Source organism: Neorhizobium sp. SOG26 (assembly GCF_003491345.1).
Classification (GTDB): domain Bacteria; phylum Pseudomonadota; class Alphaproteobacteria; order Rhizobiales; family Rhizobiaceae; genus Neorhizobium; species Neorhizobium turbinariae.
On the sequence record NZ_CP025512.1, the window covers coordinates 913701 to 939076 of the forward strand.

Annotated in this window: 21 protein-coding genes; 16 read left to right on the top strand and 5 right to left on the bottom strand. The window is 61.1% G+C overall.

What is annotated here, in order from left to right; translation table 11 throughout:
* Positions 1 to 11 precede the first annotated feature (11 nt).
* From nuoI to dnaE, 14 genes are all read left to right on the top strand, one after another.
* A complete protein-coding gene (gene nuoI, locus CYG48_RS04480) occupies positions 12 to 506 on the top strand; it encodes an NADH-quinone oxidoreductase subunit NuoI (RefSeq protein ID WP_118849279.1) in 495 nt (164 codons plus the stop codon).
* A 145-nt stretch (positions 507 to 651) separates the two neighbouring features.
* Entirely contained in the window at positions 652 to 1266 is a 615-nt protein-coding gene (locus CYG48_RS04485; RefSeq protein ID WP_118849280.1) for an NADH-quinone oxidoreductase subunit J, read from the top strand.
* Positions 1267 to 1287: 21 nt separating this feature from the next.
* Positions 1288 to 1596 (top strand): NADH-quinone oxidoreductase subunit NuoK, encoded by a 309-nt coding sequence (gene nuoK / locus CYG48_RS04490; protein WP_118849281.1) that lies wholly within the window; start codon positions 1288 to 1290, stop codon positions 1594 to 1596.
* A gap of 7 nt (positions 1597 to 1603) precedes the next feature.
* On the top strand, positions 1604 to 3604 hold the full coding sequence (gene nuoL / locus CYG48_RS04495; protein ID WP_118849282.1) for an NADH-quinone oxidoreductase subunit L: 2001 nt from the start codon (positions 1604 to 1606) through the stop codon (positions 3602 to 3604).
* On the top strand, positions 3604 to 5115 hold the full coding sequence (locus tag CYG48_RS04500) for an NADH-quinone oxidoreductase subunit M (RefSeq protein WP_118849283.1): 1512 nt from the start codon (positions 3604 to 3606) through the stop codon (positions 5113 to 5115). The genes nuoL and CYG48_RS04500 overlap by 1 nt, the downstream gene beginning before the upstream one ends.
* 18 nt (positions 5116 to 5133) lie before the next feature.
* A complete protein-coding gene (nuoN, locus tag CYG48_RS04505; RefSeq protein WP_118849284.1) occupies positions 5134 to 6576 on the top strand; it encodes an NADH-quinone oxidoreductase subunit NuoN in 1443 nt (480 codons plus the stop codon).
* Positions 6577 to 6578: 2 nt separating this feature from the next.
* Entirely contained in the window at positions 6579 to 7349 is a 771-nt protein-coding gene (locus CYG48_RS04510) for a biotin--[acetyl-CoA-carboxylase] ligase (protein ID WP_118849285.1), read from the top strand.
* A gap of 8 nt (positions 7350 to 7357) precedes the next feature.
* Positions 7358 to 9025 (top strand): ribonuclease J, encoded by a 1668-nt coding sequence (locus CYG48_RS04515; protein ID WP_118849286.1) that lies wholly within the window; start codon positions 7358 to 7360, stop codon positions 9023 to 9025.
* A 219-nt stretch (positions 9026 to 9244) separates the two neighbouring features.
* Positions 9245 to 9649, top strand: a complete 405-nt coding sequence (gene mce / locus CYG48_RS04520) for a methylmalonyl-CoA epimerase (protein ID WP_118849287.1) — start codon at positions 9245 to 9247, stop codon at positions 9647 to 9649.
* Between the two features lie 186 nt (positions 9650 to 9835).
* Complete coding sequence (locus tag CYG48_RS04525) at positions 9836 to 10111, top strand: DUF1467 family protein (RefSeq protein ID WP_118849288.1); 276 nt, start codon at positions 9836 to 9838, stop codon at positions 10109 to 10111.
* A 516-nt stretch (positions 10112 to 10627) separates the two neighbouring features.
* Complete coding sequence (gene proS, locus CYG48_RS04530) at positions 10628 to 11953, top strand: proline--tRNA ligase (RefSeq protein WP_118851493.1); 1326 nt, start codon at positions 10628 to 10630, stop codon at positions 11951 to 11953.
* 66 nt (positions 11954 to 12019) lie between these two features.
* Positions 12020 to 13327, top strand: coding sequence for a lipoprotein-releasing ABC transporter permease subunit (locus tag CYG48_RS04535; RefSeq protein ID WP_118849289.1), 1308 nt, complete (start codon positions 12020 to 12022; stop codon positions 13325 to 13327).
* A gap of 14 nt (positions 13328 to 13341) precedes the next feature.
* Positions 13342 to 14028: an ABC transporter ATP-binding protein gene (locus tag CYG48_RS04540; RefSeq protein WP_118849290.1), complete on the top strand. Its 687-nt coding sequence runs from the start codon at positions 13342 to 13344 to the stop codon at positions 14026 to 14028.
* 1168 nt (positions 14029 to 15196) lie between these two features.
* Complete coding sequence (gene dnaE, locus CYG48_RS04550) at positions 15197 to 18697, top strand: DNA polymerase III subunit alpha (protein ID WP_118849292.1); 3501 nt, start codon at positions 15197 to 15199, stop codon at positions 18695 to 18697.
* Between the two features lie 12 nt (positions 18698 to 18709).
* Here dnaE and CYG48_RS04555 read toward each other — a convergent pair whose 3' ends face one another.
* The 4 genes from CYG48_RS04555 to CYG48_RS04570 form a co-directional block, all read right to left on the bottom strand.
* Entirely contained in the window at positions 18710 to 20053 is a 1344-nt protein-coding gene (locus CYG48_RS04555; RefSeq protein WP_118849293.1) for a L,D-transpeptidase family protein, read from the bottom strand.
* Between the two features lie 119 nt (positions 20054 to 20172).
* Positions 20173 to 21456 (bottom strand): DNA polymerase IV, encoded by a 1284-nt coding sequence (locus CYG48_RS04560; RefSeq protein WP_118851494.1) that lies wholly within the window; start codon positions 21454 to 21456, stop codon positions 20173 to 20175.
* Between the two features lie 94 nt (positions 21457 to 21550).
* Positions 21551 to 22195 (bottom strand): hypothetical protein, encoded by a 645-nt coding sequence (locus tag CYG48_RS04565; RefSeq protein ID WP_118849294.1) that lies wholly within the window; start codon positions 22193 to 22195, stop codon positions 21551 to 21553.
* 1 nt (position 22196) lies between these two features.
* A complete protein-coding gene (locus CYG48_RS04570) occupies positions 22197 to 22505 on the bottom strand; it encodes a DUF3572 domain-containing protein (protein WP_118849295.1) in 309 nt (102 codons plus the stop codon).
* A gap of 131 nt (positions 22506 to 22636) precedes the next feature.
* On the opposite strand from CYG48_RS04570, the gene CYG48_RS04575 reads away from it, so the two are divergent.
* Both CYG48_RS04575 and CYG48_RS04580 read left to right on the top strand, forming a co-directional pair.
* Positions 22637 to 23008 (top strand): response regulator, encoded by a 372-nt coding sequence (locus CYG48_RS04575; RefSeq protein WP_007765577.1) that lies wholly within the window; start codon positions 22637 to 22639, stop codon positions 23006 to 23008.
* 16 nt (positions 23009 to 23024) lie between these two features.
* Positions 23025 to 24395 carry a PleD family two-component system response regulator gene (locus CYG48_RS04580; RefSeq protein WP_118849296.1) on the top strand — a complete coding sequence of 457 codons (1371 nt, stop codon included), beginning with the start codon at positions 23025 to 23027 and terminating at the stop codon, positions 24393 to 24395.
* A gap of 780 nt (positions 24396 to 25175) precedes the next feature.
* On the opposite strand, the gene rpmG is transcribed toward CYG48_RS04580, so the two are convergent.
* Positions 25176 to 25343, bottom strand: a complete 168-nt coding sequence (gene rpmG, locus CYG48_RS04590; RefSeq protein WP_118849298.1) for a 50S ribosomal protein L33 — start codon at positions 25341 to 25343, stop codon at positions 25176 to 25178.
* Between the last annotated feature and the right edge of the window lie 33 nt (positions 25344 to 25376).

Sequence of the window (25376 nt, forward strand, 5' to 3'; positions counted from 1 at the left end):
GGAGAATAACGATGGCTAGTTTGGCCCAAGCCGCCAATTCGCTTTTCCTGAAGGAGTTCGTCAGCGCTTTCGCTCTGGCGTTCAAGTACCTGTTCTTCCGGCAGAAAGCGACGATCAACTACCCGTTCGAGAAGATGCATTACTCGCCGCGTTTCCGCGGTGAGCATGCGCTGCGCCGTTACCCCAACGGGGAAGAACGCTGCATCGCCTGCAAGCTGTGCGAAGCGATCTGTCCGGCCCAGGCCATCACCATCGAAGCCGGCCCGCGCCGCAACGATGGCACGCGCCGCACGGTCCGTTACGACATCGACATGGTGAAGTGCATTTATTGCGGCTTCTGCCAGGAGGCATGCCCGGTCGACGCGATCGTCGAAGGCCCGAACTTCGAGTTCTCGACGGAAACCCGCGAAGAGCTTTACTTCGACAAGGCACGGCTTTTGGAAAACGGCGATCGTTGGGAGCGCGAGATTGCACGCAACCTCGCGCTGGACGCGCCCTACCGCTGAGGCGGGACGCTTCTTCCGGTGAGGCTGCTTCGCAGTGCTTCACCGGCATGATCTGGATGAAATGCCCGGTGAGCATCGGTCCACCGGGTTTCGAAGGGTAGGGCTCTTGTGCCTTTGCCCGGCTGATGACGGAAAAGGCACCACGATGGGTCTGCAGGCTATCTTCTTTTATCTCTTTGCGTTCGTCGCGGTGGCGTCGGCGTTCATGGTCATCTCGGCCAAGAACCCGGTCCACTCGGTGCTGTTCCTTATTCTGGTGTTCTTCAACTCCGCCGGTCTTTTTCTGCTGACGGGGGCTGAGTTCCTGGCGATGATCCTGCTGGTGGTCTACATCGGCGCCGTCGCGGTTCTCTTCCTCTTCGTCGTGATGATGCTGGAAATCGACTTCGCCGAGTTCCGCTCCGGCGTGCTGCAATATGCACCGATCGGCATCCTGGTCGGCCTCATCGTGGCGGCCGAACTGATCGTCGTCATCGGCGGCAGCGTCATCACGCCGGAAGCGACCAAGGCGATCACCATGCCGATCCCGAACCCGGCGGTGCGCTCCAACACGGCAGCCCTCGGCGACGTGCTCTACACGAACTACGTCTACTTCTTCGAAATCGCTGGTCTCGTCCTTCTGGTCGCAATGATCGGAGCCATCGTGCTGACCCTGCGTCACCGCCAGGACGTCAAGCGCCAGAATATTGCCTCTCAGGTCGCGCGCACGCCCAAGACCGCTGTCGAAGTGGTCAAGGTCAAGCCGGGCCAGGGCATCTGAGGCGGATAAAGGAACAGGAAAATGGAAATCGGTCTTTCCCATTATCTCACGGTCGGCGCCATCTTCTTTACGCTTGGCGTGTTCGGCATCTTCCTTAACCGCAGGAACGTCATCATCATCCTGATGTCGATCGAGCTCATTCTGCTCTCGGTCAACCTCAACATGGTGGCCTTCTCCTCCTACCTGAACGACATCGTCGGCCAGGTATTCGCATTGTTCATTCTGACCGTCGCCGCTGCGGAAGCCGCCATCGGTCTTGCAATTCTTGTCGTCTTCTACCGTAACCGCGGCTCGATCGCGGTCGAAGACGTCAATATGATGAAGGGCTGATCGGGTCATGATCTACAAGGCAATTGTCTTCCTTCCCCTGATCGGCTTCCTGATCGCCGGCCTCTTCGGTCGCTCAATCGGTGCCAAGGCATCCGAATACGTCACCAGCGGCCTGATGATCGTCGCCGCTGTCCTGTCCTGGATCGTCTTCTTCAACGTGGCACTCGCTCATGGCGATGCCGGCGAGGTGATCAAGGTTCCGGTGATGCGCTGGATCCAGTCCGGCGGCATCGATGTCGAATGGGCCTTCCGCGTCGACACCCTGACGGCGATCATGTTCGTCGTGGTCAACACCGTGTCGACCCTCGTGCATGTCTATTCCATCGGCTACATGCACCACGACCCGCATCGTCCGCGCTTCTTCGCCTACCTGTCGCTCTTCACCTTCGCGATGTTGATGCTCATCACGTCGGACAACCTGGCGCAGATGTTCTTCGGCTGGGAAGGCGTGGGTCTGGCCTCGTACCTTCTGATCGGTTTCTGGTTCAAGCGGCCGTCCGCTTCGGCTGCCGCCATGAAGGCCTTCATCGTCAACCGCGTCGGTGACTTCGGCTTCATCCTTGGCATCGCCGGCATCTTCGTGCTGTTCGGTTCGATCAGCTTCGAGACAATCTTCGCCGCTGCTGCGACCTACCTGCCGGCAGAAGGTGCTCCGGAAGCCTCGCAGGCGATCGCCAACATCTTCGGCATGACCGTCACCAAGAGCGGCGCGCTGACGGTTGTCTGCCTGCTGCTCTTCATGGGCGCCATGGGTAAGTCGGCACAGTTCCTGCTGCACACCTGGCTGCCGGACGCCATGGAAGGCCCGACCCCTGTGTCGGCTCTCATCCACGCCGCCACCATGGTGACCGCCGGCGTCTTCCTCGTCGCCCGCATGTCGCCGCTCTTTGAACTGTCGCCGGATGCGCTCCTGTTCGTCACCATCATCGGTGCGATCACCGCCTTCTTCGCGGCAACCGTCGGCCTCGTGCAGAACGACATCAAGCGCGTCATCGCTTACTCGACCTGCTCGCAGCTGGGCTACATGTTCGTAGCGCTGGGCGTCGGTGCCTACGGTGCGGCGATCTTCCACCTCTTCACGCACGCCTTCTTCAAGGCCCTGCTGTTCCTTTGCGCCGGCTCGGTCATCCATGCCGTCGATGGTGAGCAGGACATGCGCTACATGGGCGGCCTGCGCCCCCACATCAAGACGACCTTCGTGATGATGCTGATCGGCACGCTCGCCATTACCGGCGTCGGCATTCCGTTCACGTCGCTCGGCTTTGCCGGCTTCTTCTCGAAGGACTTCATCATCGAAGCAACCTACGCGTCGCATTCGCCGGCTGCCGGCTTTGCCTTCACGCTTCTGGTCGTCGCAGCGATGTTCACGAGCTTCTACTCGTGGCGCCTGATGTTCCTCACCTTCTTCGGCAAGCCGCGCGCCTCGGCCGACGTCATGCACCACGTGCATGAATCGCCGCAGGTGATGCTGATCCCGCTCTACATCCTGGGTATTGGCGCGATTGCCGCAGGTTTGATCTTCAAGGAACTGTTCTACGGCCACGAATACGACGTGTTCTGGAAGGGGGCGCTGTTCACGGCCGAAAGCAATGAACTGCTGCACGAGTTCCACCACGTGCCGGCATGGGTCGCCTTGAGCCCCTTCATCGCCATGCTGATCGGCCTCGTGACCGCCTGGTACTTCTACATCAAGTCTCCGTCGACGCCGCGCCGCCTGGCTGAATCGCAGCGGATCCTCTACGAGTTCCTGCTCAACAAGTGGTACTTCGACGAGATCTACGACTTCCTTTTCGTCCGCCCTGCAAAGGCCCTGGGTCGGTTCCTCTGGAAGAAGGGTGACGTTGCCGTCATCGACAATTACGGCCCCAACGGCGTTGCCGCCCGCGTGGCTGACGTGACCAACCGGGTCGTCAAGCTGCAATCCGGTTACCTTTACCACTACGCATTCGCAATGATGATCGGCATCGCCGCACTCGTTACCTGGATGATGCTCGGGAGCTCTCTCTAATGACCGACTGGCCCATTCTCTCGACGGTCACCTTCCTGCCGCTGGTTGGCGTTCTTCTCCTGCTTCTGACGCGGGAAGACGGTCCCTACGGCCGCCGCAACATCCTGAACGTGTCGCTGTTCACCACGGTGTTCACCTTCATCGTCTCGCTCTTCATCTGGATCGGCTTCGACAATTCGAACCCGGGCTTCCAGATGGTCGAGAAGAAGGAATGGCTCGGTACCGGCATCGCCTATCATCTGGGTGTTGACGGCATCTCGATGCTCTTCGTCATCCTGACGACCTTCCTCATGCCTTTCTGCGTGCTTGCAAGCTGGGAGTCGGTGGAGAAGCGCCTGAAGGAATACATGATCGCCTTCCTGCTTCTGGAAGTGGTCATGATCGGCGTCTTCGTGTCGCTCGACATCGTTCTCTTCTACGTCTTCTTCGAAGCAACGCTGATCCCGATGTTCGTCATCATCGGCGTGTGGGGCGGCAAGGATCGCGTCTACGCGTCCTACAAGTTCTTCCTTTATACGCTGACCGGCTCGGTGCTGATGATGCTTGCCATCATGGCGATGTACTGGCAGGCCGGCACGACCGACATCACGGCGCTGCTGAAGTACGGCTTCCCGGCCGGCATGCAGACCTGGCTCTGGCTCGCCTGCTTTGCGGCCTTCTCGGTCAAGATGCCGATGTGGCCCGTCCACACCTGGCTTCCGGACGCACACGTCCAGGCACCGACGGCAGGCTCCGTCATCCTGGCCGGCGTGATGCTGAAGCTCGGCGGTTACGGTCTCATCCGCTTCTCGCTGTCGATGTTCCCGCTCGCGTCCGACTACTTCGCGCCGCTGGTCTTCGCACTGTCGGTCATCGCCATCATCTACACCTCGCTGGTGGCCATGATGCAGGACGACATCAAGAAGCTCATCGCCTATTCCTCCGTTGCCCACATGGGCTACGTGACGATGGGTATCTTCGCCGCCAACGTCCAGGGCCTGCAGGGCGCCATCTTCCAGATGCTGTCGCACGGCATCGTCTCGGGCGCGCTCTTCCTTTGCGTCGGCGTCGTCTACGACCGCCTGCACACCCGCGAAATCGCGGCCTATGGCGGCCTCGTCAACAACATGCCGAAATACGCCGTCGCCTTCATGGTCTTCACCATGGCGAACGTCGGCCTGCCGGGCACCTCCGGCTTCATCGGCGAGTTCCTGACGATCATCGGCGTGTTCCGCGTTAACACCTGGGTGGCTCTCTTTGCGGCGACCGGCGTCATCCTTTCGGCGTCCTATGCGCTGTGGCTCTACCGTCGGGTGATCTTCGGCGCACTTGAGAAGGAAAGCCTCAAGGGCCTGCTCGATCTTTCCACCCGTGAAAAGATCGTGCTGTATCCGCTGATCGCGCTGACCATCTTCTACGGCTTCTATCCGGCACCGATCTTCGACGCGACGGCGGCCTCGGTAGACCTCGTTGTCAACAACTACTCTGCGGCTCTCCAGGCTGCGCAGAACCTTGCGCTCAACGCGCGCTGAGACGGGATTAGACTGGTTATGAACGCTGAAATACTATCGCTCAGCCTGCAGCTCTCCATGCCGGAGCTTATTCTGGCCGTGGGTGGGCTCGTTCTCCTGATGATCGGCGTCTTCTCGGGCGACAAGTCGTCGACGACGGTCACCGGTCTCGCGGTTGCGCTTCTGGCGGTTGCCGCGCTCTGGCTCATCTTCATGTCGGGCGAGGGCGAGGCCTATGGCGGCGCCTTCATCCTGGATCCGTTCAGCCGCTTCATGAAGGTGCTTGCACTGATCGGCTCGATCACCGCGATGGTCATGTCCGTCGGCCACGCCAAGTCGGACCAGCTCAACCGCTTCGAATTCCCGGTCCTGCTGGTGCTTTCGACGCTCGGCATGATGCTTCTGATCTCGGCAAACGACCTGATCTCGGTCTATCTCGGCCTCGAACTGATGTCGCTGGCGCTCTACGTCATCGCCGCCTTCAACCGCGATAGCCTGCGCTCCACGGAAGCCGGCCTCAAGTACTTCGTCCTTGGCGCCCTGTCGTCCGGCATGATGCTCTACGGCATGTCGCTGGTCTACGGCTTCACCGGCAACACCGGCTTCGACGAGATCGCCAGCGTGCTGAACGCGGAAACGCGCAACCTCGGCCTCGTCTTCGGCATGGTCTTCGTGCTCGCCGGCGCCTGCTTCAAGATCTCGGCCGTGCCGTTCCACATGTGGACGCCGGACGTCTACGAAGGTGCACCGACTCCGGTCACGGCCTTCTTCGCCGCAGGTCCGAAGGTTGCCGCCATGGCGATCCTCGTGCGCCTCGTGTCGGATGCCTTCATGCCGATCCTCGCCGACTGGCGCCAGATCATCGTCTTCGTGTCGATCGCGTCCATGCTGCTCGGCTCGTTCGCAGCAATCGGCCAGCGCAACATCAAGCGCCTGATGGCCTATTCGTCGATTGGCCACATGGGCTACGCGCTTGTTGGTCTGGCTGCAGGTTCCGAGACGGGCGTTTCTGGCGTCGTGCTCTACATGACCATCTACATGATCATGACGCTCGGCACCTTTGCCTGCATCATGGCGATGCGCCGCAAGGAAGGCGAGAATGCCGAGAACGTCGATGATCTCGCTGGCCTGTCCTCGACCAAGCCCTTCATGGCGATCGTGCTGACGGCACTGATGTTCTCCATGGCCGGCATCCCGCCGCTTGCAGGCTTCTTCGCCAAGTACTTCGTCTTCGTGGCCGCCATCGAAGCCAAGCTTTATGCACTGGCCGTCGTCGGCGTCCTGTCCTCGGTTGTTGGCGCTTACTACTACCTGCGCATCGTCAAGGTGATGTGGTTCGACGAAGCCAAGGGCGAGTTCGCCCGCATCTCCGGCGAGCTGCGCCTGGTCTTTGGCCTGTCGGGCCTCTTCGTCACGGCCTATGTGCTGTTCGGCGGCCCGATCGGTAACGCTGCAAACGCTGCTGCGAAGTCCTTCTTCTGAGGATGACGGCAAGCCGGAGCCGCTTTTCGCTCGATGCGTTTCGCCACGAGGCGCTGGGCGAGGTCGGTTCAACCAATAGCGAATGTCTCGCCCGCGCTCGCGCGGGCGATCCCGGTTTGTTGTGGCTGACAGCAAGCCGCCAGCTGGCCGGCCGCGGCCGCCGTGGGCGTGCCTGGACATCCGAACCCGGCAATCTCTACGCCTCCCTGCTTCTCATCAATCCTGCCTCGCCGGAACACATGGCCTCCTTGCCGCTCGCGGTTGCCGTGGCCGTGCATGCGGCGATTGCCAAGGTGCTGCCTCCGGATGGCGCCCCGCTGGAGGTGAAGTGGCCGAACGACATCCTCATCGGTCGCCGCAAGACCTGCGGTATCCTGCTTGAAGCCGAGACCTTGCCGGATGGCCGGCGCGCCCTGGTGATCGGCATCGGCATCAACATCCGTCACATGCCGGAAGGTTCACCTTATCCGGTCACACGGCTTGCCGATCACGGTGCTGCCGTCTCGCCGGAAGAGCTTTTTGCCCATCTTTACAAGGAGATGGCGCAGGTTCTGGAATCATGGACTGAGGTCGGCGGACTGGCACACATCATCCGCCGCTGGCGCGAGGTTGCCTGCGGCGTGGGCGAAAAAATCACAGTGAACCTGCCGGACCGCTCGCTTGTTGGTACATTCGCAGGTATCGATGAACGTGGATTCCTGATGCTTGCCACTGAAGACGGCGCGGCCTTGCCGATCGCCGCCGGTGATGTCTTTTTTCAAAGAATGGAATAGAAGAAGAAATGGCAAACCAAGAAGAACTGGTATTTCTGCCGCTCGGCGGCGTGGGCGAAATCGGTATGAACCTCGCCCTCTACGGCTATGGAACGCCGGAGAAGCGCCAGTGGATCATGGTGGACTGTGGCGTTACCTTCCCGGGTCCTGATCTGCCGGGCGTTGATCTCGTCCTGCCGGACATCCGTTATCTCGCGACCCAGCGCAACAACCTCAAGGCCATGATCATCACGCATGCGCATGAGGATCACTATGGCGCGATGAACGACATCTGGCCGGGCCTCAACGTGCCGGTTTATGCCTCGCCCTTCACCGCCGGCATGCTGGAAGCCAAGCGTGACTACGAAGGCTCGCGCGCCGATATTCCGGTCAACATCTTCAAGGCGGGCGACAAGATCAACATCGGCCCCTTCGAGGTCGAGGCGGTTGGTGTGAACCACTCGATCCCTGAGCCGATGTCGCTCGTCATCCGCACGCCGCTCGGCAATGTCGTCCACACCGGTGACTGGAAGATCGACCATGCGCCGTCGCTCGGCCCGCTGACGGACGAGGCCCGCTTCCGCGCGCTCGGCGACGAGGGCGTGCTGGCGCTGATGTGCGACAGCACCAATGCCATGCGCGAAGGCGTCTCGCCATCGGAAGAAGAAGTTTCCGAAGGTCTGCGCAAGATCATCGAGGCGGCCGAGGGCAGGGTGGCGATCACCACCTTCTCGTCGAATGTCGGCCGCATCCGCTCCATCGCCCAGGCGGCGGAAGCTGCGGGCCGCGAAGTGCTGCTGCTCGGATCGTCGCTGAAGCGCGTCGTCAACGTGGCTCGCGACATCGGCATCATGGAAGGCCTGAAGCCTTTCATCGCCGAAGACGAGTTCGGTTACATCCCGCGCGACAAGGTGGTGGTGATCCTCACCGGCAGCCAGGGCGAGCCGCGTGCAGCCCTTGCCAAGATTGCTCGCGATGAGATGCGCAACGTCGCCTTCTCCAAGGGGGACACGGTCGTCTTTTCATCCCGCACGATCCCCGGCAATGAAAAGGCCATCCTCGACATCAAGAACGGCCTCATCGAGCAGGGCATCAAGGTCGTGACAGACGCCGATGGCCTCGTGCATGTGTCCGGCCATCCGCGCCGCAATGAATTGCTGCAGATGTATGAGTGGACCCGCCCGCAGATCCTCGTGCCCGTCCATGGCGAAGCCGCCCACCTGATGGCGCAGGCCGAGCTTGGTGCGTCTGCCGGCATCAAGACCATCCCGCGCGTGCGCAACGGCAATATCCTGCGTCTGGCGCCGGGTCCGGCTGAGATCATCGATGACGCCCCGCATGGGCGGATCTTCAAGGACGGCAAGCTGATCGGCGACTTCGAGGAAATGGGCATCGGCGACCGCCGGAAGCTCTCCTTTGTCGGCCACGTCTCGGTCAACGTGCTGCTCGACAACCGCTACGACTTCCTGACGGATCCCGACGTCGTGGCCTTCGGCCTGCCGGAGTTCGACGACGAGGGCGAGGATATGGAAGACACGCTTTATGACGCCGTCCTCGGCGCCATCGAAAGCATCCCGCGCGCCCGCCGCAAGGACCTCGACATGCTGCGCGAGTCGGTTCGCCGCGCGGTGCGTGGCGCTGCCAACGAGGCCTGGGGCAAGAAGCCGGTCGTGACGGTGTTCGTCACGAAGGTATGAGGTTGGATTTTGCCCCCTCACTTGCGATTTCTGAGACTTAGCCTTTGGCTAAGATCTCGAAATCGCTTTCTCTCCCACAAGGGGAGAGACCGGGGCGGCAGGCTCGGCACCTGTCCTCTCCCCCTGTGGGAGAGGTTACAAAATCATGATCTTAGCGTCAGCTAAGTCATAGATTTTGTTGGTGAGGGGATCGTCGTGAAGACTTAGGGAGGAAAACAAATGCTTGGACGCGTGAACCACATCGCCATCGCCGTGCCGGACCTGGTATCCGCCACGACGACTTATCGTGACACGCTGGGGGCGCGCGTCTCGCAGGCGCAGCGGCTTCCCGAACATGGCGTGACGGTGGTGTTCGTCGAACTGGCAAACACCAAGGTTGAGCTGCTGGAGCCGCTGGGCGAAGACTCGCCGATCGCCGCCTTCCTTGCCAAGAACCCGTCGGGCGGCATGCACCACATCTGTTACGAAGTCGACGACATCCTCGCCGCCCGCGATCGGCTGAAGGCGTCAGGCGCCCGCGTGCTGGGCGACGGCGAACCGAAAACCGGCGCCCATGGAAAGCCGGTCCTGTTCCTCCACCCGAAGGATTTCAACGGCACGCTGGTGGAACTGGAACAGGTCTGATCGCTGTTCCGTCAGCCACTTAGCTCCATCTCCGGAATCAATCTGTCAGCTGCGGAAGCCGTTACGGGCACCCGGTCTCGCTGTTTCCGCGCATGCATGCGGCATCCGGTCCACCGGGGTGCACTGGAGCTTGCCGGCCATAACCCCTATAAGGCGCCTTGCTTTACCTGAACCCCGAGTAACACCATGCCGCTGCTCACGATCGCCGCCATCTATTTCATCCTCTGGTGGACCGTGCTTTTTATCGTGCTTCCGCTCGGCTATCGCAGCCAGGGCGATGAAGGTGAGGTGACCAACGGGACGATCGAAAGTGCGCCGGCAAAGTTTCGGGGCGGACGGGTCTTGCTGTTGACGACGCTGATCTCGGCGGCACTCTACGCGAGCTACCACTTGGCCTCGACCTACCTGGGTATCGGGATCACCGATCTTCCCAATATCGTGCCAAGTTACCGGCCGAACTGATCTACTTCGGGCAGAGCTTGCGGCGCGAGAACACACGCTCATCCAGCCGTGGCTTGCTGATCGCGGGGAGGTGCTGCGAGAAGGCAAAAAAAAACAAGGCATGAAAGCCTTGTTTTTAGTATCGCGTGATCTTTTACCGTTGCCGGGGCTGCGAATAAACGCGCCTAAGACCTGATCCTCCCAAGACTTGACCGCGAAAGTGGCAAGAAATTGAACTCCTTGCCTGTTTTGTGAGCTGAACCTAGCCCAAAGTATATGCCTTGTCACCAGCTATTTTTGTAAATTAGACACAGTCCGCAAAAATTTTCATGTTGACAGCTTCGTGTCAGCTTCGTCACCAAATCTCCGTCATCCTGTCTTTGGCAGGTGGTTGGGCAGCGGCATCAGGCTCGTGCAAATCCTTGCGAGCCGGGTTCCCATGGCACCTCAGAAGGGCTATGTAGCCTGCCCATATTGTTCAAGAAAATGGCCGATTCCCGGTTCGGTGGAGTTGGCCCGGCAACCTCGGATATGTCGATGCGTCTTTCCCGCTATTTCATGCCCATCCTGAAGGAAAATCCTAAGGAGGCCGAGATCGTTTCGCACCGGCTGATGCTGCGTGCGGGCATGATCCGCCAGCAGAGCCAGGGGATCTATTCCTGGCTGCCGCTCGGCAAGCGCGTTCTCGACAAGGTCAACAACATCATCCGCGAGGAACAGAACCGTTCCGGCGCCATCGAGCTCCTCATGCCGACGCTGCAGTCGGCCGAGCTCTGGCAGGAAAGTGGCCGTTACGATGCCTACGGCAAGGAAATGCTGCGCATCAAGGACCGCCAGGACCGGCCGATGCTCTACGGCCCCACCAACGAGGAAATGATCACGGACATCTTCCGGTCCTACGTCAAGTCCTACAAGAACCTGCCGCTCAACCTCTACCACATCCAGCTGAAGTTCCGCGACGAGATCCGTCCGCGTTTCGGCACCATGCGCTCGCGCGAATTCCTCATGAAGGATGCCTATTCCTTCGACTTGACGAAGGAAGGCGCCGAGCACTCCTACCGCAAGATGTTTACCGCCTATCTGCGCACCTTCGCGCGGCTTGGCCTGCGCGCCATCCCGATGCGTGCCGATACCGGCCCGATCGGCGGCAACCTGTCGCACGAATTCATCATCCTCGCCGACACGGGCGAGTCGGAAGTCTTCTCGCACAAGGATTTCGTCAACTTCGACATTCCCGGCACCGACACCAATTTCGATGATGTCGCCGCGCTGCAGGCAATCTTCGACAAGTGGACCTCGGTTTATGCCGCAACGTCGGAAATGCATGACGAGGAAGCCTTCAACGCCATCCCCGAGAGCGATCGCCTTTCGGCCCGCGGCATCGAAGTCGGCCACATCTTCTATTTCGGCACGAAGTATTCCGAGCCGATGGGTGCCAAGGTGCAGGGTCCGGACGGCAAGGAACACCTTGTCCACATGGGTTCCTATGGCATCGGCCCGACACGCCTTGTTCCCGCCATCATCGAAGCATCGCATGACGAGAACGGAATCATCTGGCCGGCCTCCGTCGCTCCCTTTGACGTGATGGTCATCAACATGAAGCCTGGTGACGAAGCCTGCGACCGGATCTGCGAAACGCTCTACGGCGGCTTCGCGACCATCGGCAAGGACGTGCTCTACGACGACACGGACGAGCGGGCCGGCACCAAGTTCGCCACCGCCGACCTCATCGGCGTGCCGTACCAGGTGATCGTCGGACCTCGCTCCGCCGCCAACGGCGAAGTGGAAGTCAAGGATCGCAAGACGGGCGAGCGTGAAACGCTCACCGTTGAAGCGGCAATGAACAAGCTCGCCGGTCGCTGATCCGGCGGGTTCGGATCACAAGATGGGCGCGGGTTATTGCGCGCCCTACGCGCTGAAGGAGACGGAATGGCGGGCGTCGCGGCAGAGACTGGAAGTGGCGAGGCGGCACGCGCTGCATCTGCGGGACCATTTTCGGCATTCGAGCGCATGGTGGCTTGGCGTTACCTGCGCTCCCGGCGCAAGGAAGCCTTTATCTCCGTCATTGCCGGCTTTTCCTTTATCGGCATCATGCTGGGCGTGGCCACCCTCATCATCGTCATGGCGGTGATGAATGGCTTTCGCACCGAGCTCATCTCGCGCATCCTCGGCATCAACGGCCACATGATCGTCCAGCCGATTGACGGCCCGCTGACGAACTATGCCGAGCTTACCCAGAAATTTGCAGCCGTCCCGGGCGTGCGCATGGCCCTGCCGCTCGTGGAAGGGCAGACGCTTGCATCGGGTCGCGGTGGCGCAGGCTCCGGCGCGCTGGTTCGCGGCGTGCGTCCCGAAGACATCGAAAAACTCACCGAGGTCTCGACCAACATCAAGTCGGGCGACATGGTCGGTTTTGCCTCGGGTGAGGGCGTGCTGGTCGGCTCGCGCCTTGCCGCCCAACTCGGGCTGAATGCCGGTGACCAGATCACGCTGATTTCGCCGGAAGGCGACGTGACGCCGATGGGGGTCACCCCGCGCGTCAAGTCCTATCCCGTGTCCGGCATCTTCGAAATCGGCATGTCGGAATATGATGCGACCATCATCTACATGCCGCTCGAGGAGTCGCAGATCTATTTCAACGCCGACGGGCTCGTGCAGTCGATCGAGCTCTTCATCGACAATCCCGACAATGTCGACGGGTTGCGGCCACTCGTCGAAGCGGCGGCAGGGCGGCAGATCTTCATCACCGACTGGCGCCAGCGCAACCAGACCTTCTTCTCCGCCCTCCAGGTGGAGCGCAACGTGATGTTCATGATCCTGACGCTGATCGTGCTTGTCGCGGCGCTCAACATCATCTCGGGCCTCATCATGCTGGTGAAGGACAAGGGCAGCGATATCGCCATCCTGCGCACCATGGGGGCGGGGTCGGGCGCCATCATGCGCATCTTCTTCATGACGGGTGCTGCGATCGGCATCGTTGGCACCTTCGCCGGCGTCCTGCTCGGCGTTGTCGTCTGCCTCAACATCGAGTCGATCCGCCAGTTCTTCTCCTGGGTCTCCGGCACGGTTCTGTTTGATCCCGAACTTTATTTCCTGAGCCAGCTGCCCGCTGAGATGAGCCTGAGCGAGACCGTATCGGTTGTCCTCATGGCGCTGACGCTCTCCTTCATCGCGACCATCCTGCCGGCATGGCGAGCCTCCAGGCTCGATCCCGTCCAGGCCCTCCGATACGAATAGGAACAGAACGCCCGATGCCACCTCGCAAAACCGTCCTGAAGCTTTCTGGCGTCGAACGTCACTATGGCCAGGGCGAAACGACGCTGACGATTCTCAAGGGCGCTGATTTCGAGCTTCGCAGCGGTGAGATCGTGGCGCTTGTTGCGCCGTCCGGCACCGGCAAGTCGACGCTGCTGCATCTTGCTGGCCTGCTCGAGCACCCGGATGACGGCGAAGTTTATATCGGTGGCGAGTCCTGCAACGGCCTGGCCGATAACGAACGCACCGCCATCCGCCGCTCCGAAATCGGCTTCGTCTACCAGTTCCACCACCTGCTGCCGGAATTCTCTGCGGTCGAGAACATCATGATGCCGCAGCTCATCGCCGGGCTTTCGAAGGCGGAGGCCAAGGAGCGGGCAGGGCAGCTTCTCGATTACATGCGCATCGGGCACCGCGCCGATCACCGCCCCTCCGAACTGTCGGGCGGCGAGCAGCAGCGTGTCGCGATTGCCCGCGCCGTCGCCAATGCCCCGCGTGTGCTGCTGGCCGATGAGCCGACCGGCAACCTCGACCCGGAAACGGCATCCTATGTCTTCGATGCCCTGGAAGCCTTGGTGCGCCAGTCTGGCCTTGCCGCGCTGATCGCCACCCATAACCACGAACTTGCCGGCCGCATGGACCGCCGCGTCACGATTGAAGGCGGCAAGGTGGTCGAACTCTAGGCCGCTTGGCGCCTTTTCCGCTTCATTCCGGGCCGCGGTCGCTGAGCTGGCCTTTGCCTTATTAACTTGCGCTCTTCCTGCCAAGATGAGCCTGCCCCTCATCCGCCTACCGGCACCTTCTCCCCGCAGGCGGGGAGAAGGGATATGCCGCACCGTCTCGATCTGATTCGACCTGGGCGTGGGGTAAGTCCCCTCTCCCCGCGGGCGGGGAGAGGGTTAGGGTGAGCGGCAGCAAAACTGCTGAAACGGATGAATTCGAGATAAGACACGATTCCACACCCCGTGGAAAATCTCTTACCCCACCTCCAGCAACATCAACCACTTGAGCGAAAAACCACGCTCGATTGTCCACGCCCTCGAAACCCGCTCCTACAATGGCCCCGTTCCGCATCGGATACGCTGGCAGGCGTGCCAGCCATGCGGGGCCGGCGCCGGAGTTGAAGGGACGACGTGAACCTTCACCTTCGGGGTTCGCGGAAACTGGTTCCCCTCCGGCGAGACGGGGGGAGACGGCAGGCAACGGACCGGCCTGTCATCTCCTGAGGCCCGAAAGAGCGCGTCGGACGTGCCTGTGCGGCACACATGGTGGCCGATCTGGATGGTTTCGCCGGACCTTTACGTCCGTCGATCCAGGATCGGAGCCGGCGGCAAAAGCCGTCCGGATCAGGCCACCGCAGAGGAACCCAAGTCGCGAGCAAAAACCGCCGAACGGGGCGCTGAGAGGTGTCACTTATACATTAAACTACGAGGCAGCTTTCAGCGCCCCGTCCGATCCTCCAGCCAGTCGGAGGATGACAAAACGAAATGCCGCGGATCGCCAAGGGAGGAGTCTGTCTGCGCAACGACCATTAACCTCTCGTTCACCAGCAGAGCGAGGATATCGAGGATATATGTTACCGTTCTGTTCTTCTGTTGACTCGTGAACCTAAAGAGAACAAAATAGAAACATAAAGAGCCAAGGGAGACGATAATGACTGACCTGATCCGTGACATCGCCGCTTTCGCCTCGATTGCAACCTTCGTTGCCAGCCTCTCGATGATCATGATGGCGATGTAATCATTGCCTCGCTCGCCGGCACCGAAAGCCGTTGATGAGCGATAACGAAACTAGACTCTGCCTGCTCCAAGTCCGACAATGGTGCGATTCATGAAGCAGGCAGCGACTTAGATGGCAGAGACGGCGGCAACCATATCGGAACCGGCAGGATTGGGCGCTTCCCCGCACTTCGTTCACCTGCGTGTTCATTCCGCCTATTCGCTTCTTGAAGGCGCGCTGCCGCTCAAGAAGATCCTGTCAAAGGCCGTCGCGGACAATCAGCCCGCGATCGCCGTTACCGACACAAACAATCTCTTTGTCGCGCTGGAATTTGCCCAGAAGGCGATCGGCGAGGGGCTGCAGCCGATCATCGGCTGCCAGATGTCGATCGACATGCAGGACCAGACCGACGAGCGCCGGTCGAGCCACCAGCAACTCGCCAAGCTTCCGGCGATCGTCCTGTTGGCCGCAACAGCGGCCGGTTACGAGCGTCTGGTCGACCTGGTGAGCCGCGCTTATCTTGGCGGCGAGGGAAGCCATCAGTCGGTGCATATCTGCCACTCCTGGCTGGAAGAGGGTGGCGCTGAAGGCTTGATCGCGCTGACGGGTGCTGCGAGCGGCCCGGTCGACATGGCGATGAAGGAAGGCGATGCCACGCTTGCCACCGCGCGGCTCCTCAAGCTGAGGCAGATCTTTGGTGACCGGCTTTATGTCGAGCTGCAGCGTCACGGGTCCTATGACCGTCGCCACGAGCACAAGATGGTGACGCTTGCCTATGACCACGACCTGCCGCTGGTCGCCACCAACGAAGCCTTCTTCCCGTCCAAGGCCGATTACGAGGCCCATGACGCGCTGATGGCGGTCGCCCATAACGCGATCGTCTCCGATGACAGCCGTTTCCGCCTGACGCCGGACCACTACCTGAAGAGCCGCGAGGAAATGGCAAAGCTGTTTGCCGATCTTCCCGAGGCGCTCGACAACACGGTGGAGATTGCCCGCCGCTGCTCCTTCGTGCTGAAGACGCGCAGCCCCATCCTGCCGCGCTTTACCGGCGCCACTGATGATGCGGCGGAGGCCGAGCGCGCCGAGGCGCAAGAGCTTCACCGCCAGGCAGTCGAGGGCCTCGAGAAGCGGATCGCCGAACTTGGCATCAGCCCCGGCTTCACGCATCAGGACTACCGCGAGCGGCTCGACTTCGAACTGTCGATCATCGAACGCATGAAGTTCCCGGGCTACTTCCTGATCGTTTCGGACTTCATCAAATGGGCCAAGAGCCAGAACATTCCTGTCGGCCCGGGCCGCGGTTCGGGTGCCGGCTCGCTCGTCGCTTATGCGCTGACGATCACCGACGTTGATCCGCTTCGCTTCTCGCTGCTGTTTGAACGCTTCCTCAATCCGGAACGCGTTTCGATGCCCGACTTCGATATCGACTTCTGCCAGGATCGCCGCGAAGAGGTGATCCGCTACGTGCAGCAGAAATACGGCCGCGAACAGGTGGCGCAGATCATTACATTCGGTTCGCTGCAGGCGCGCGCCGCCCTGCGTGACATCGGTCGCGTGCTCGAAATGCCCTATGGCCAGGTCGACCGGATCTGCAAGCTCGTGCCGAACAACCCCGCGAACCCGACGCCGCTGTCGAAGGCGATCGAGGACGAGCCGAAGTTCCAGGAGGAGATCGAGAAGGAGCCCGTCGTCGGCCGCCTGCTCGACATCGCCCAGAAGATCGAAGGTCTTTACCGCCACGCGTCGACCCACGCGGCCGGCATCGTCATCGGTGACCGTCCGTTGTCGAAGCTCGTGCCGATGTACCGCGATCCGCGTTCGGACATGCCGGTCACCCAGTTCAACATGAAGTGGGTCGAGCAGGCCGGCCTGGTGAAGTTCGACTTCCTCGGCCTGAAGACGCTCACGGTATTGAAGACGGCAGTCGATTTCTGCCGCAAGCGCGGCATCGAGGTGGATCTCGCCAAGATCCCGCTCGACGACAAGAAGACCTACGAGATGTTGTCGCGCGGCGAAACCGTCGGCGTGTTCCAGGTGGAAAGTGCCGGCATGCGCAAGGCGCTCATCGGCATGCGCCCGGACTGCATCGAGGACATCATCGCGCTCGTGGCGCTCTATCGTCCGGGCCCGATGGAAAACATTCCGGTCTACAACGCCCGCAAGCACGGCGAGGAGGAGATCGAGTCGATCCATCCGATGATCGACCACCTGCTCAAGGAAACCCAGGGCGTTATCGTCTACCAGGAACAGGTCATGCAGATCGCCCAGGTGCTGTCGGGCTATTCGCTCGGCGAAGCCGACCTGCTGCGCCGCGCCATGGGTAAGAAGATCAAGGAGGAAATGGACAAGCAGCGTGCCCGCTTCGTGGAGGGCGCGGTGAAGAACGGCGTGTCCAAGCCGCAGTCCGACCTGATCTTCGATCTGCTGGCGAAGTTCGCCAACTACGGCTTCAACAAATCGCACGCCGCGGCCTACGCCATCGTCTCCTACCAGACGGCCTACATGAAGGCGCATTACCCGGTCGAGTTCCTGGCCGCGTCGATGACCTACGATATGGCCAACAGCGAAAAGCTGAACGACTTTCGCCAGGACGCCGGCCGCCTCGGCATCGCCGTCATTCCGCCGTCGGTGCAGACGTCGTACCGGCATTTCGAGACCGGCGAAAACAAGATCTATTACGCGCTCGCCGCCTTGAAGGGCGTGGGCGATTCTGCGGTGGAACACATTACCGAGGTCCGCGGCGACCATCCGTTCGAAAGCCTGGAGGATTTCTGCCTGCGGGTCGATCCGAAACAGGTGAACCGGCGTGTGCTGGAAAGCCTGATTTCGGCTGGCGCCTTTGATTGCTTTGGCATCGACCGCGCGGAACTGATCGGGGGCCTCGATCGCATCATTGGGTATGCACTGAGCGCCCATCAGGAGAAGGCGAGCGGCCAGATGGGCTTCTTCGGCGCATCCTCCAGTACCGGCCCGGAAAAGCTCATCCTGCCGCCGTTCAACCCCTGGACGCCGTCGGAAAAGCTGATGCGCGAATACCAGGTGCTGGGCTTCTACCTCTCAGCCCACCCGCTCGATTCCTACGCCAACATCCTTGCCAAGATGCGGGTGCAAACCTTCGCGGAATTCTCCGTTTCGGTGAAGGCGGGTGCGACGGTCGGCAAGCTTGCCGGCACCGTTACCAGCCGGCAGGAGCGCAAGACGCGCACCGGCAACAAGATGGGCATCGTCGCCTTTTCCGATTCGTCGGGCCAATACGAGGCGGTTCTGTTCTCCGAGGCGCTGGCGCAATACCGTGACCTTCTGGAACCGGGCAAGTCGCTGCTCATCACCGTGCAGGCGGAAGAGCGCCCGGAAGGCATCGGCCTGCGCATCCAGACGGCGCAGTCGCTCGAAGAAAAGTCGGTGCAGATGCAAAAGGCGCTGCGGGTTTACCTCCGGGATTCGAGCCCGCTGCGCGCCGTCGCCCGTCATCTCAATGCAAGGGGCGATGGGCTGGTCTCTTTCGTTGTCATCAAGGACGACGGCCAGCGCGAGATCGAGGTCGAGCTGACCGAGAAATACCGGATCTCGCCGGAAATCGCCGCGGCGCTCAAGGCAGCGCCGGGCGTGCTCGATGTGGAACTGCTCTGAGGCCAATCGGCCTCAGTAGAGGCCGATCATGCCGCGCCGGACTTCCTGGCGGGACTGGCGGACGGGCTTGACCTTGCGGACACTGGGCTCCTTGGTCGCCACAGCATTGACGGCGCGGGCCAAGGGCTTGGTGAGGGTGACGAAGTCCGTGCCCTTGCCGGTTTCGGGGCCAATGCCTTCGTCATTGATGGTCACCGAGGTGCCGTCCGTCATCATGCTCTCGATCTGCTCGCGGACCTCGGCGGGGATTTCGATCCGCTCCCAGATTTGCGCCGCGGTGCTCTGGTCCTCGACGGTGATGCCGAGCCGCTTCTTGGTCGCATCCGAAAGCGCGTGCGGCAGGCTGACCGCAGTCCATTCGGCGCTCTCGGCGCCGCGATCGACCTTGTCGACAGCGAAGAAATGCGTGCCAAGCGCGATTTCGGGATTCTTGATGCCGACAGGTGCCTCGAACATCGGCTGGAAGTTGCGACGGACCATGATCTGGCCCGCCGGGGGCTTTTCCTTGCCGGCCGCTTCATAAAGCGCGTCGATGAACTGTGCGCTGAGCAGTCCGCCGCCAGCGGGCACACCCTTCCAGCGCTTGAACCCGTCGATCGCGCTGCGCGTCAGCGGCCCGAGGTATCCGTCCGAACCGCCGGTATCGAAACCCATCTCCTGCAGCAGGTGCTGGATGTCGATGAGCATTTCCCGGTCCCCGCGGCGGGTGATCAGGATACGCAAGGGCGGGCCATCCGTCTCGGCTTCCAGTTCGGGTTTGTCAGCCGGATGCGACAACGCCGGGTTCTCCGGGCGCATGTTCATGGCAACTTCGGCCTTCTTCGACACATCGATCGCCTGGGCGCGAAGTTCCACATCCGTCAGCAGCGGACCCTTGGGCAGGGGCTTGCGCGGCATGAAGAGATTGGCGCTCTCGATCCGTTCGGGAGCGACAGGCGCGTCGGAAACGATCACATGCGCCCCGCGCTCGGTCATGTCGAAGAGCGACTTGGCGAAGGCGCCGGGCATGCGGATGCAGCCGTGGGATGCCGGATAGTTCGGCACCACACCCTCATGCAGCGCAATCCCGGACCAGGTCAGCCGCTGCATCCAGGGCATGGGCGCATTCGAATAGATGTTCGATTCGTGATACTTGCGCTTCTCCAGGATCGAGAAGATGCCGCTCGGAGTCGTATGGCCGGCCTTGCCGGTCGAAACGCGGGTCTTGGTGACGACCTGGTCGCCGTCATAGACCACCATGGATTGCTTGTCCTTCGACACCACGATCTGCAGCGTGCGGCCACCTGCGGCGAAGGCCCCGTGCGACAGCATGGTCGCAGATAATAAACCCAGTCCAAAAACCAGCGAACGCAACATGAAGGACCTCATACGCAATACAAGGGCCGCATATTAGCGAATGAGGTTTAAGGAAGGTTTTCAGGATGGGGAAAAGCCGAGCATTTTGTCCGGAACGAGGTCACATTTCCTTGATCCCGTCAGCGCTTGCCGAAGGTATAGCCGGTCTCCACCGCCGTCTTCCCGAACTTGTCGCGGAGCCTGTCCATCGCCGCTTCGGCCGCCGCACGTCGGCTCGCCTGGAGATCCACGAGGTCGGCCGGGTCGGCTCGGGCAGGGTCGCAAAGGTCGGTAACGCCGATGCCGAGGAGACGGAACCTGGTGCCGTCGGTTTCCCGCTCCATCAGCGACAGGCCCGTGCGGAAGATGCGGTCGGCAAGCTGTGTCGGGTCTTCCAGACGCTTGTTGCGGGTGCGGCTCTTGAAGTCCGACGTCTTCATCTTGAGCACCACAGTCTGCCCGGCGATGCCGTGCTTCTTGAGCCGCGTCGAGACCTTCTCGGACAGGCGACGAAGGATCGGCACAAGGTCATCATAGCGGGAGATGTCGTCAAAGAAGGTGGTCTCGGCCGAGACGCTCTTGGCCGGATCATTCGGATGCACCACGCGGTCATCGATGCCGCGCGACAGGCGGTAGAGGCGCTGGCCCATGGAGCCATAGCGGCGCATCAGGTCCGTTTCCTGCATTGTCTGCAGCTGTCCGATGGTGCGGATGCCGTCTGCGGCGAGCGTGGCGTTGAAGGCCTTGCCGACACCCCAGATCGTCGTCACCGGGCGGTTGGTCAGGAAGTCGACGGCTTCTGCCTGTCCGATGACGGAGAAGCCGCGCGGCTTCTCCAGATCCGACGCCACCTTGGCGAGGAACTTGCAGTAGGAGAGGCCGACCGAAATGGTGATCCCAAGCTCGTCCTGGACGCGTTTTGCAAGCCGGGCCAGCACCCGCGCCGGAGGGTCGTGATGCAGGCGTTGGGTGCCGGCGAGCTCAAGGAAGGCTTCGTCGATCGACAGCGGTTGCACCAGCGGCGTCAGGTCCAGCATCATCTGGCGCACCTGCCGGCCGACAGCGGCGTATTTCTCCATGTTCGGGCGGATCACCACTGCGTCCGGGCAAAGCTCGAGCGCCTTGAACATTGGCATGGCGGAGCGAACGCCATTGATGCGGGCGATGTAACAAGCGGTTGAGACCACACCGCGTTTGCCGCCGCCGATGATCACCGGCTTGTCGGCAAGCTCCGGATTATCGCGTTTTTCGATCGTCGCGTAGAAGGCATCACAATCGATATGCGCCAGCGTCAGCCGGTAGAGCTCGTTGTGATAGACGAGGCGAGGGCTGCCGCAGGCGCGGCACCGGCGCGCCTGAACCTTCTGCTCCACAAGGCAGTCTCGGCAAAAGCCAGCAGGCTCATCGGGCGCGGACGTCGGCATGGCAAGGAACAAAGGTTGAACTGCCTGACGTTAGTCCCGGCCCTGACGCGACTCAAGGGGCATGCTGTGTCGTGCACACTTATCGCGGGTGCGATCAGCCGGATGTGATGTGGGCGCGGATGAGCTCGGCCGCATGCGGCCAGTCGGTCGCGCGCACGACACCTTCGCCGGGCTTCGGCGCCAGCTGATGCAGCGGCGAGTCGGGCATCATCTGCAAGAGCAGGCAGCCGTCGACGTGGTCGCGCACGGATTGGAGATTGTGGGCCATGTCATCGATGAAGACAGAGGGCAGGGGACGCCCGGCGTGCAGCCGGTGCATGATCGGGCCTTTCGGTGCCTCGCTCGCCACCAGCGGGAAAGCCATGCTCAGCCGGTCGAGCAGCCGGCGGCGCTGGTCGCGATAGAGCGGCGGCATGGCGGTGAGAAACACGACGTCTGCATCAGTCGCGAGATCTTCAAGTGTCTCGACCACCAGGTCGAGTGGGACCTGCCAGTTCTCCTGGGCGTCGAAGAACCGCCGCACAAGTTCCTTCACCTCGCTCGCCTCCGCCTCCACCTGGTTGGCGATCGAGACGACGTTGCCGGTGAGCTTGAAGGACCGCGGGATGAGCTCGTAACCCTCGTCGCGGAGAAAGTGCTGAAAGGGGGCTGCGAAATGCAGCACCACGTCGTCGACGTCGCAGACGATGAGCGGCCGGTCGCGAAGCTCGACATGCGAGAGGTCCAGGATCTCGTCCATGTCAGAAATCACCCGACCCAAGGCCGGGGCCGGAATAATGGTGCCAAGCCGCGGAGACGGTCTCCGGCTTCGTGCCTGTTGCCTCGCAGAAGGCCAATAGCGTGGGCTCATGGCCCATCAGGAAGTCGATCATGCCGGCGAGGAAGCCGGGGTCATTCACCGTATTGCGCAACTGCTGCGGCTGTACGCCGGAGAGCGCCAGGAAGCGGCCAAGCATATCCGGCTCGTTCGCCAGCCAGCCCAGAATGGCCGCTGCCGTTTCTTCAGGGTCTGCCTGCTGCGCCCTGCCTTTTCCGATTTCGTGCCGCATTGTTCCAGCATTACCTCTTTTTCAACCAAATGGCTCTACCGTGACTTGAATGGAGCCCTGTGGAATCGGCCGCCCGGGAGCTTATATGCTGAAGGAACGCTTGCAAGGCGGGATTGAAGGAACGGATCGCCATGCCCAAACGGGTGATGATCGTCGAGGACAACGAGCTGAACATGAAGCTCTTCCGAGACCTGATCGAAGCGTCTGGATACGACACCATCCAGACCCGTAACGGGATGGAAGCGCTCGACCTGGCGCGCAAGCATCGGCCTGATCTCATCCTCATGGATATCCAGCTGCCGGAAGTATCCGGTCTTGAAGTCACGAAGTGGCTGAAGGAAGACGACGAGCTTCACGTCATCCCGGTCATCGCTGTCACGGCCTTCGCGATGAAGGGCGATGAGGAACGCATCCGCCAGGGTGGCTGCGAAGCCTACGTTTCAAAGCCGATCTCCGTTCCGAAGTTCATCGAGACCATCAAGACCTATCTGGGCGACGCATGACATCGGAGCGAACCGAATGACCGCCCGTATCCTGGTCGTCGACGACATACCAGCCAACGTAAAACTGCTCGAGGCCCGGCTTTTGGCCGAATATTTCGACGTGCTGACGGCCGACGACGGCTACAAGGCGCTGGAGATCTGCGACAACACCCATGTGGACCTGGTCCTGCTCGACATCATGATGCCGGGCATCGATGGTTTCGAGGTTTGCGAGCGGCTGAAGGCCAATCCGAAAACGGCGCATATTCCGGTCGTCATGGTGACGGCGCTTGACCAGCCGTCGGATCGCGTGCGCGGCCTGAAAGCCGGTGCCGATGACTTTCTGACCAAGCCGGTAAATGACCTGCAGCTCGTGTCGCGTGTCAAGAGCCTGGTGCGGCTGAAGACGCTGAGCGACGAACTGCGCATCCGTGCCGACACGGCGAGCAACATCGCGCTCGAGGACATGCTGAAGGGGACCGATGGTCGCGACGAGGCGGCGCAGGTGCTGCTGGTCGATGGCCGCGCGAGCTCGCAGGAGCGGATCATCAAGGCGCTGAAACCAGTCGCCGGTGTCATCGCCATGTCCGATCCGCAGGCGGCACTGTTCGAGGCGGCAGAGAACCCGGTCGACCTGGTGATCGTCAACGCCAATTTCGACGATTACGACCCGCTGCGGCTTTGCTCGCAGCTTCGCTCGCTGGAGCGGACCCGCTTCCTGCCGCTATTGCTGGTGACGGAACTCGGCGCCGACGAGATGATCGTTCGGGCGCTCGACCTCGGCGTCAACGACTACATCGTTCGACCGATCGACCCCAACGAACTGGTGGCGCGCGTCATCACCCAGATCAAGCGCAAGCGCTACAACGACCGCCTGCGGATGAGCGTGCGGCAGACGATCGAATTCGCCGTTACCGACGGGCTGACCGGCCTGCACAATCGCCGCTATCTCGACAATCACCTGAAGGTGCTCTTCAACCGCGCTGCGACCCGGGGCCGGCCGCTATCGGTGTGCATTACCGACATCGACCGCTTCAAGTCGGTCAATGACACCTATGGCCACGACTGTGGTGATGAGGTGCTGAAGGAGTTTGCAGCCCGCATTCGCTCGACGGTGCGTGGGGCCGATCTCGCCTGCCGTTATGGCGGCGAGGAGTTCGTCGTCGTCATGCCGGATACGGACGCTCCGGCGGCCGCGGCGATCGCTGAGCGGCTGCGCCGAATGATCGAGGATCAGCCTTTCATTTTGAAGAGCGCCGGCGTTTCGCTGAACGTCACTGCATCCTTGGGCATCGCATCCAACAGTTTTGGTGCGGAGACACCGGAGCAGTTGCTGAAGCAGGCCGACAAGGCGCTTTATGAGGCGAAGAACGGTGGCCGCAACCGCGTCGTTGCCGCTGCCGCTTGAGAGAATCATTCAATTCTAAAATACGCAGATTGGTCCGGAAAAACGCTGCGCCGCGCGCGAAACGTGCTATAAATCCTGCGCTGGTAGAAGTTTACCACTGATTTTTGATCCTCCGTGATCAGTTCTGGCGGGTGTTTATTCGTCAGATGATCATGGGAATGCCTCTGGTCAAACAGCGTCCGTTGTGCATTGCACTGCAGGCGGGGCATGTATTTTGCCGTTCCCCAAGCGATATCCCTAAGACTATTTTCCTTCTGTCCTATGCCGAACGTGGCAACGAGCCCGGACTAGATTCAGGCGGCGGACATGAAGTCTTGCCTCGGGATCCGAGGTGGGCAAATATAACCACCGCCCGCGACAAGAAGTTCTTGAGTAAACTCATTTCCGCCGACGAGTCGATTGGCGCCTGCGCCGGAATCGCTGCGGCATTTTAACCAAGAGCAGAAGCAGGCATGGTATCGCATTAAGATTCTGTTGATTTTCTTTTTGTTTTGGGCGAATTTCACCTCAAGACAAGCCCCGCAAGGGGCGGAGATACCCCATGATGTTCAGGTCCGCCGCATCTCCTGGGTCGTGGGGTCGGTCGACTGGCAAGCATATCCAACGGTTCCTCGTGCCGTCTTTGCAGGCTGGTCGACCCCCATTCGAAAACGCCGCTTCCGTCAGGAGCGGCGTTTTCCGTTTGGGGACCAGTTGGACGGGGAGGCGGCTTCGATACAGCCAAAAGAAAAGGCGCCTGATCTTGCGATCGGCGCCTCGATCTTGTCCAAAGATCAAGTCTTACTTGATCTTGGTTTCCTTGAACTCGACGTGCTTCTTGGCAACCGGGTCGTACTTGGTCTTGGTCATCTTGTCGGTGAACGTACGGCTGTTCTTCTTCGTCACGTAGAAGAAACCGGTGTCAGCCGTCGACAGCAGCTTGATCTTGATGGTCGTAGCTTTCGCCATGGTATTCTGCCTCTGAGAAAAATGAAGCCGTGG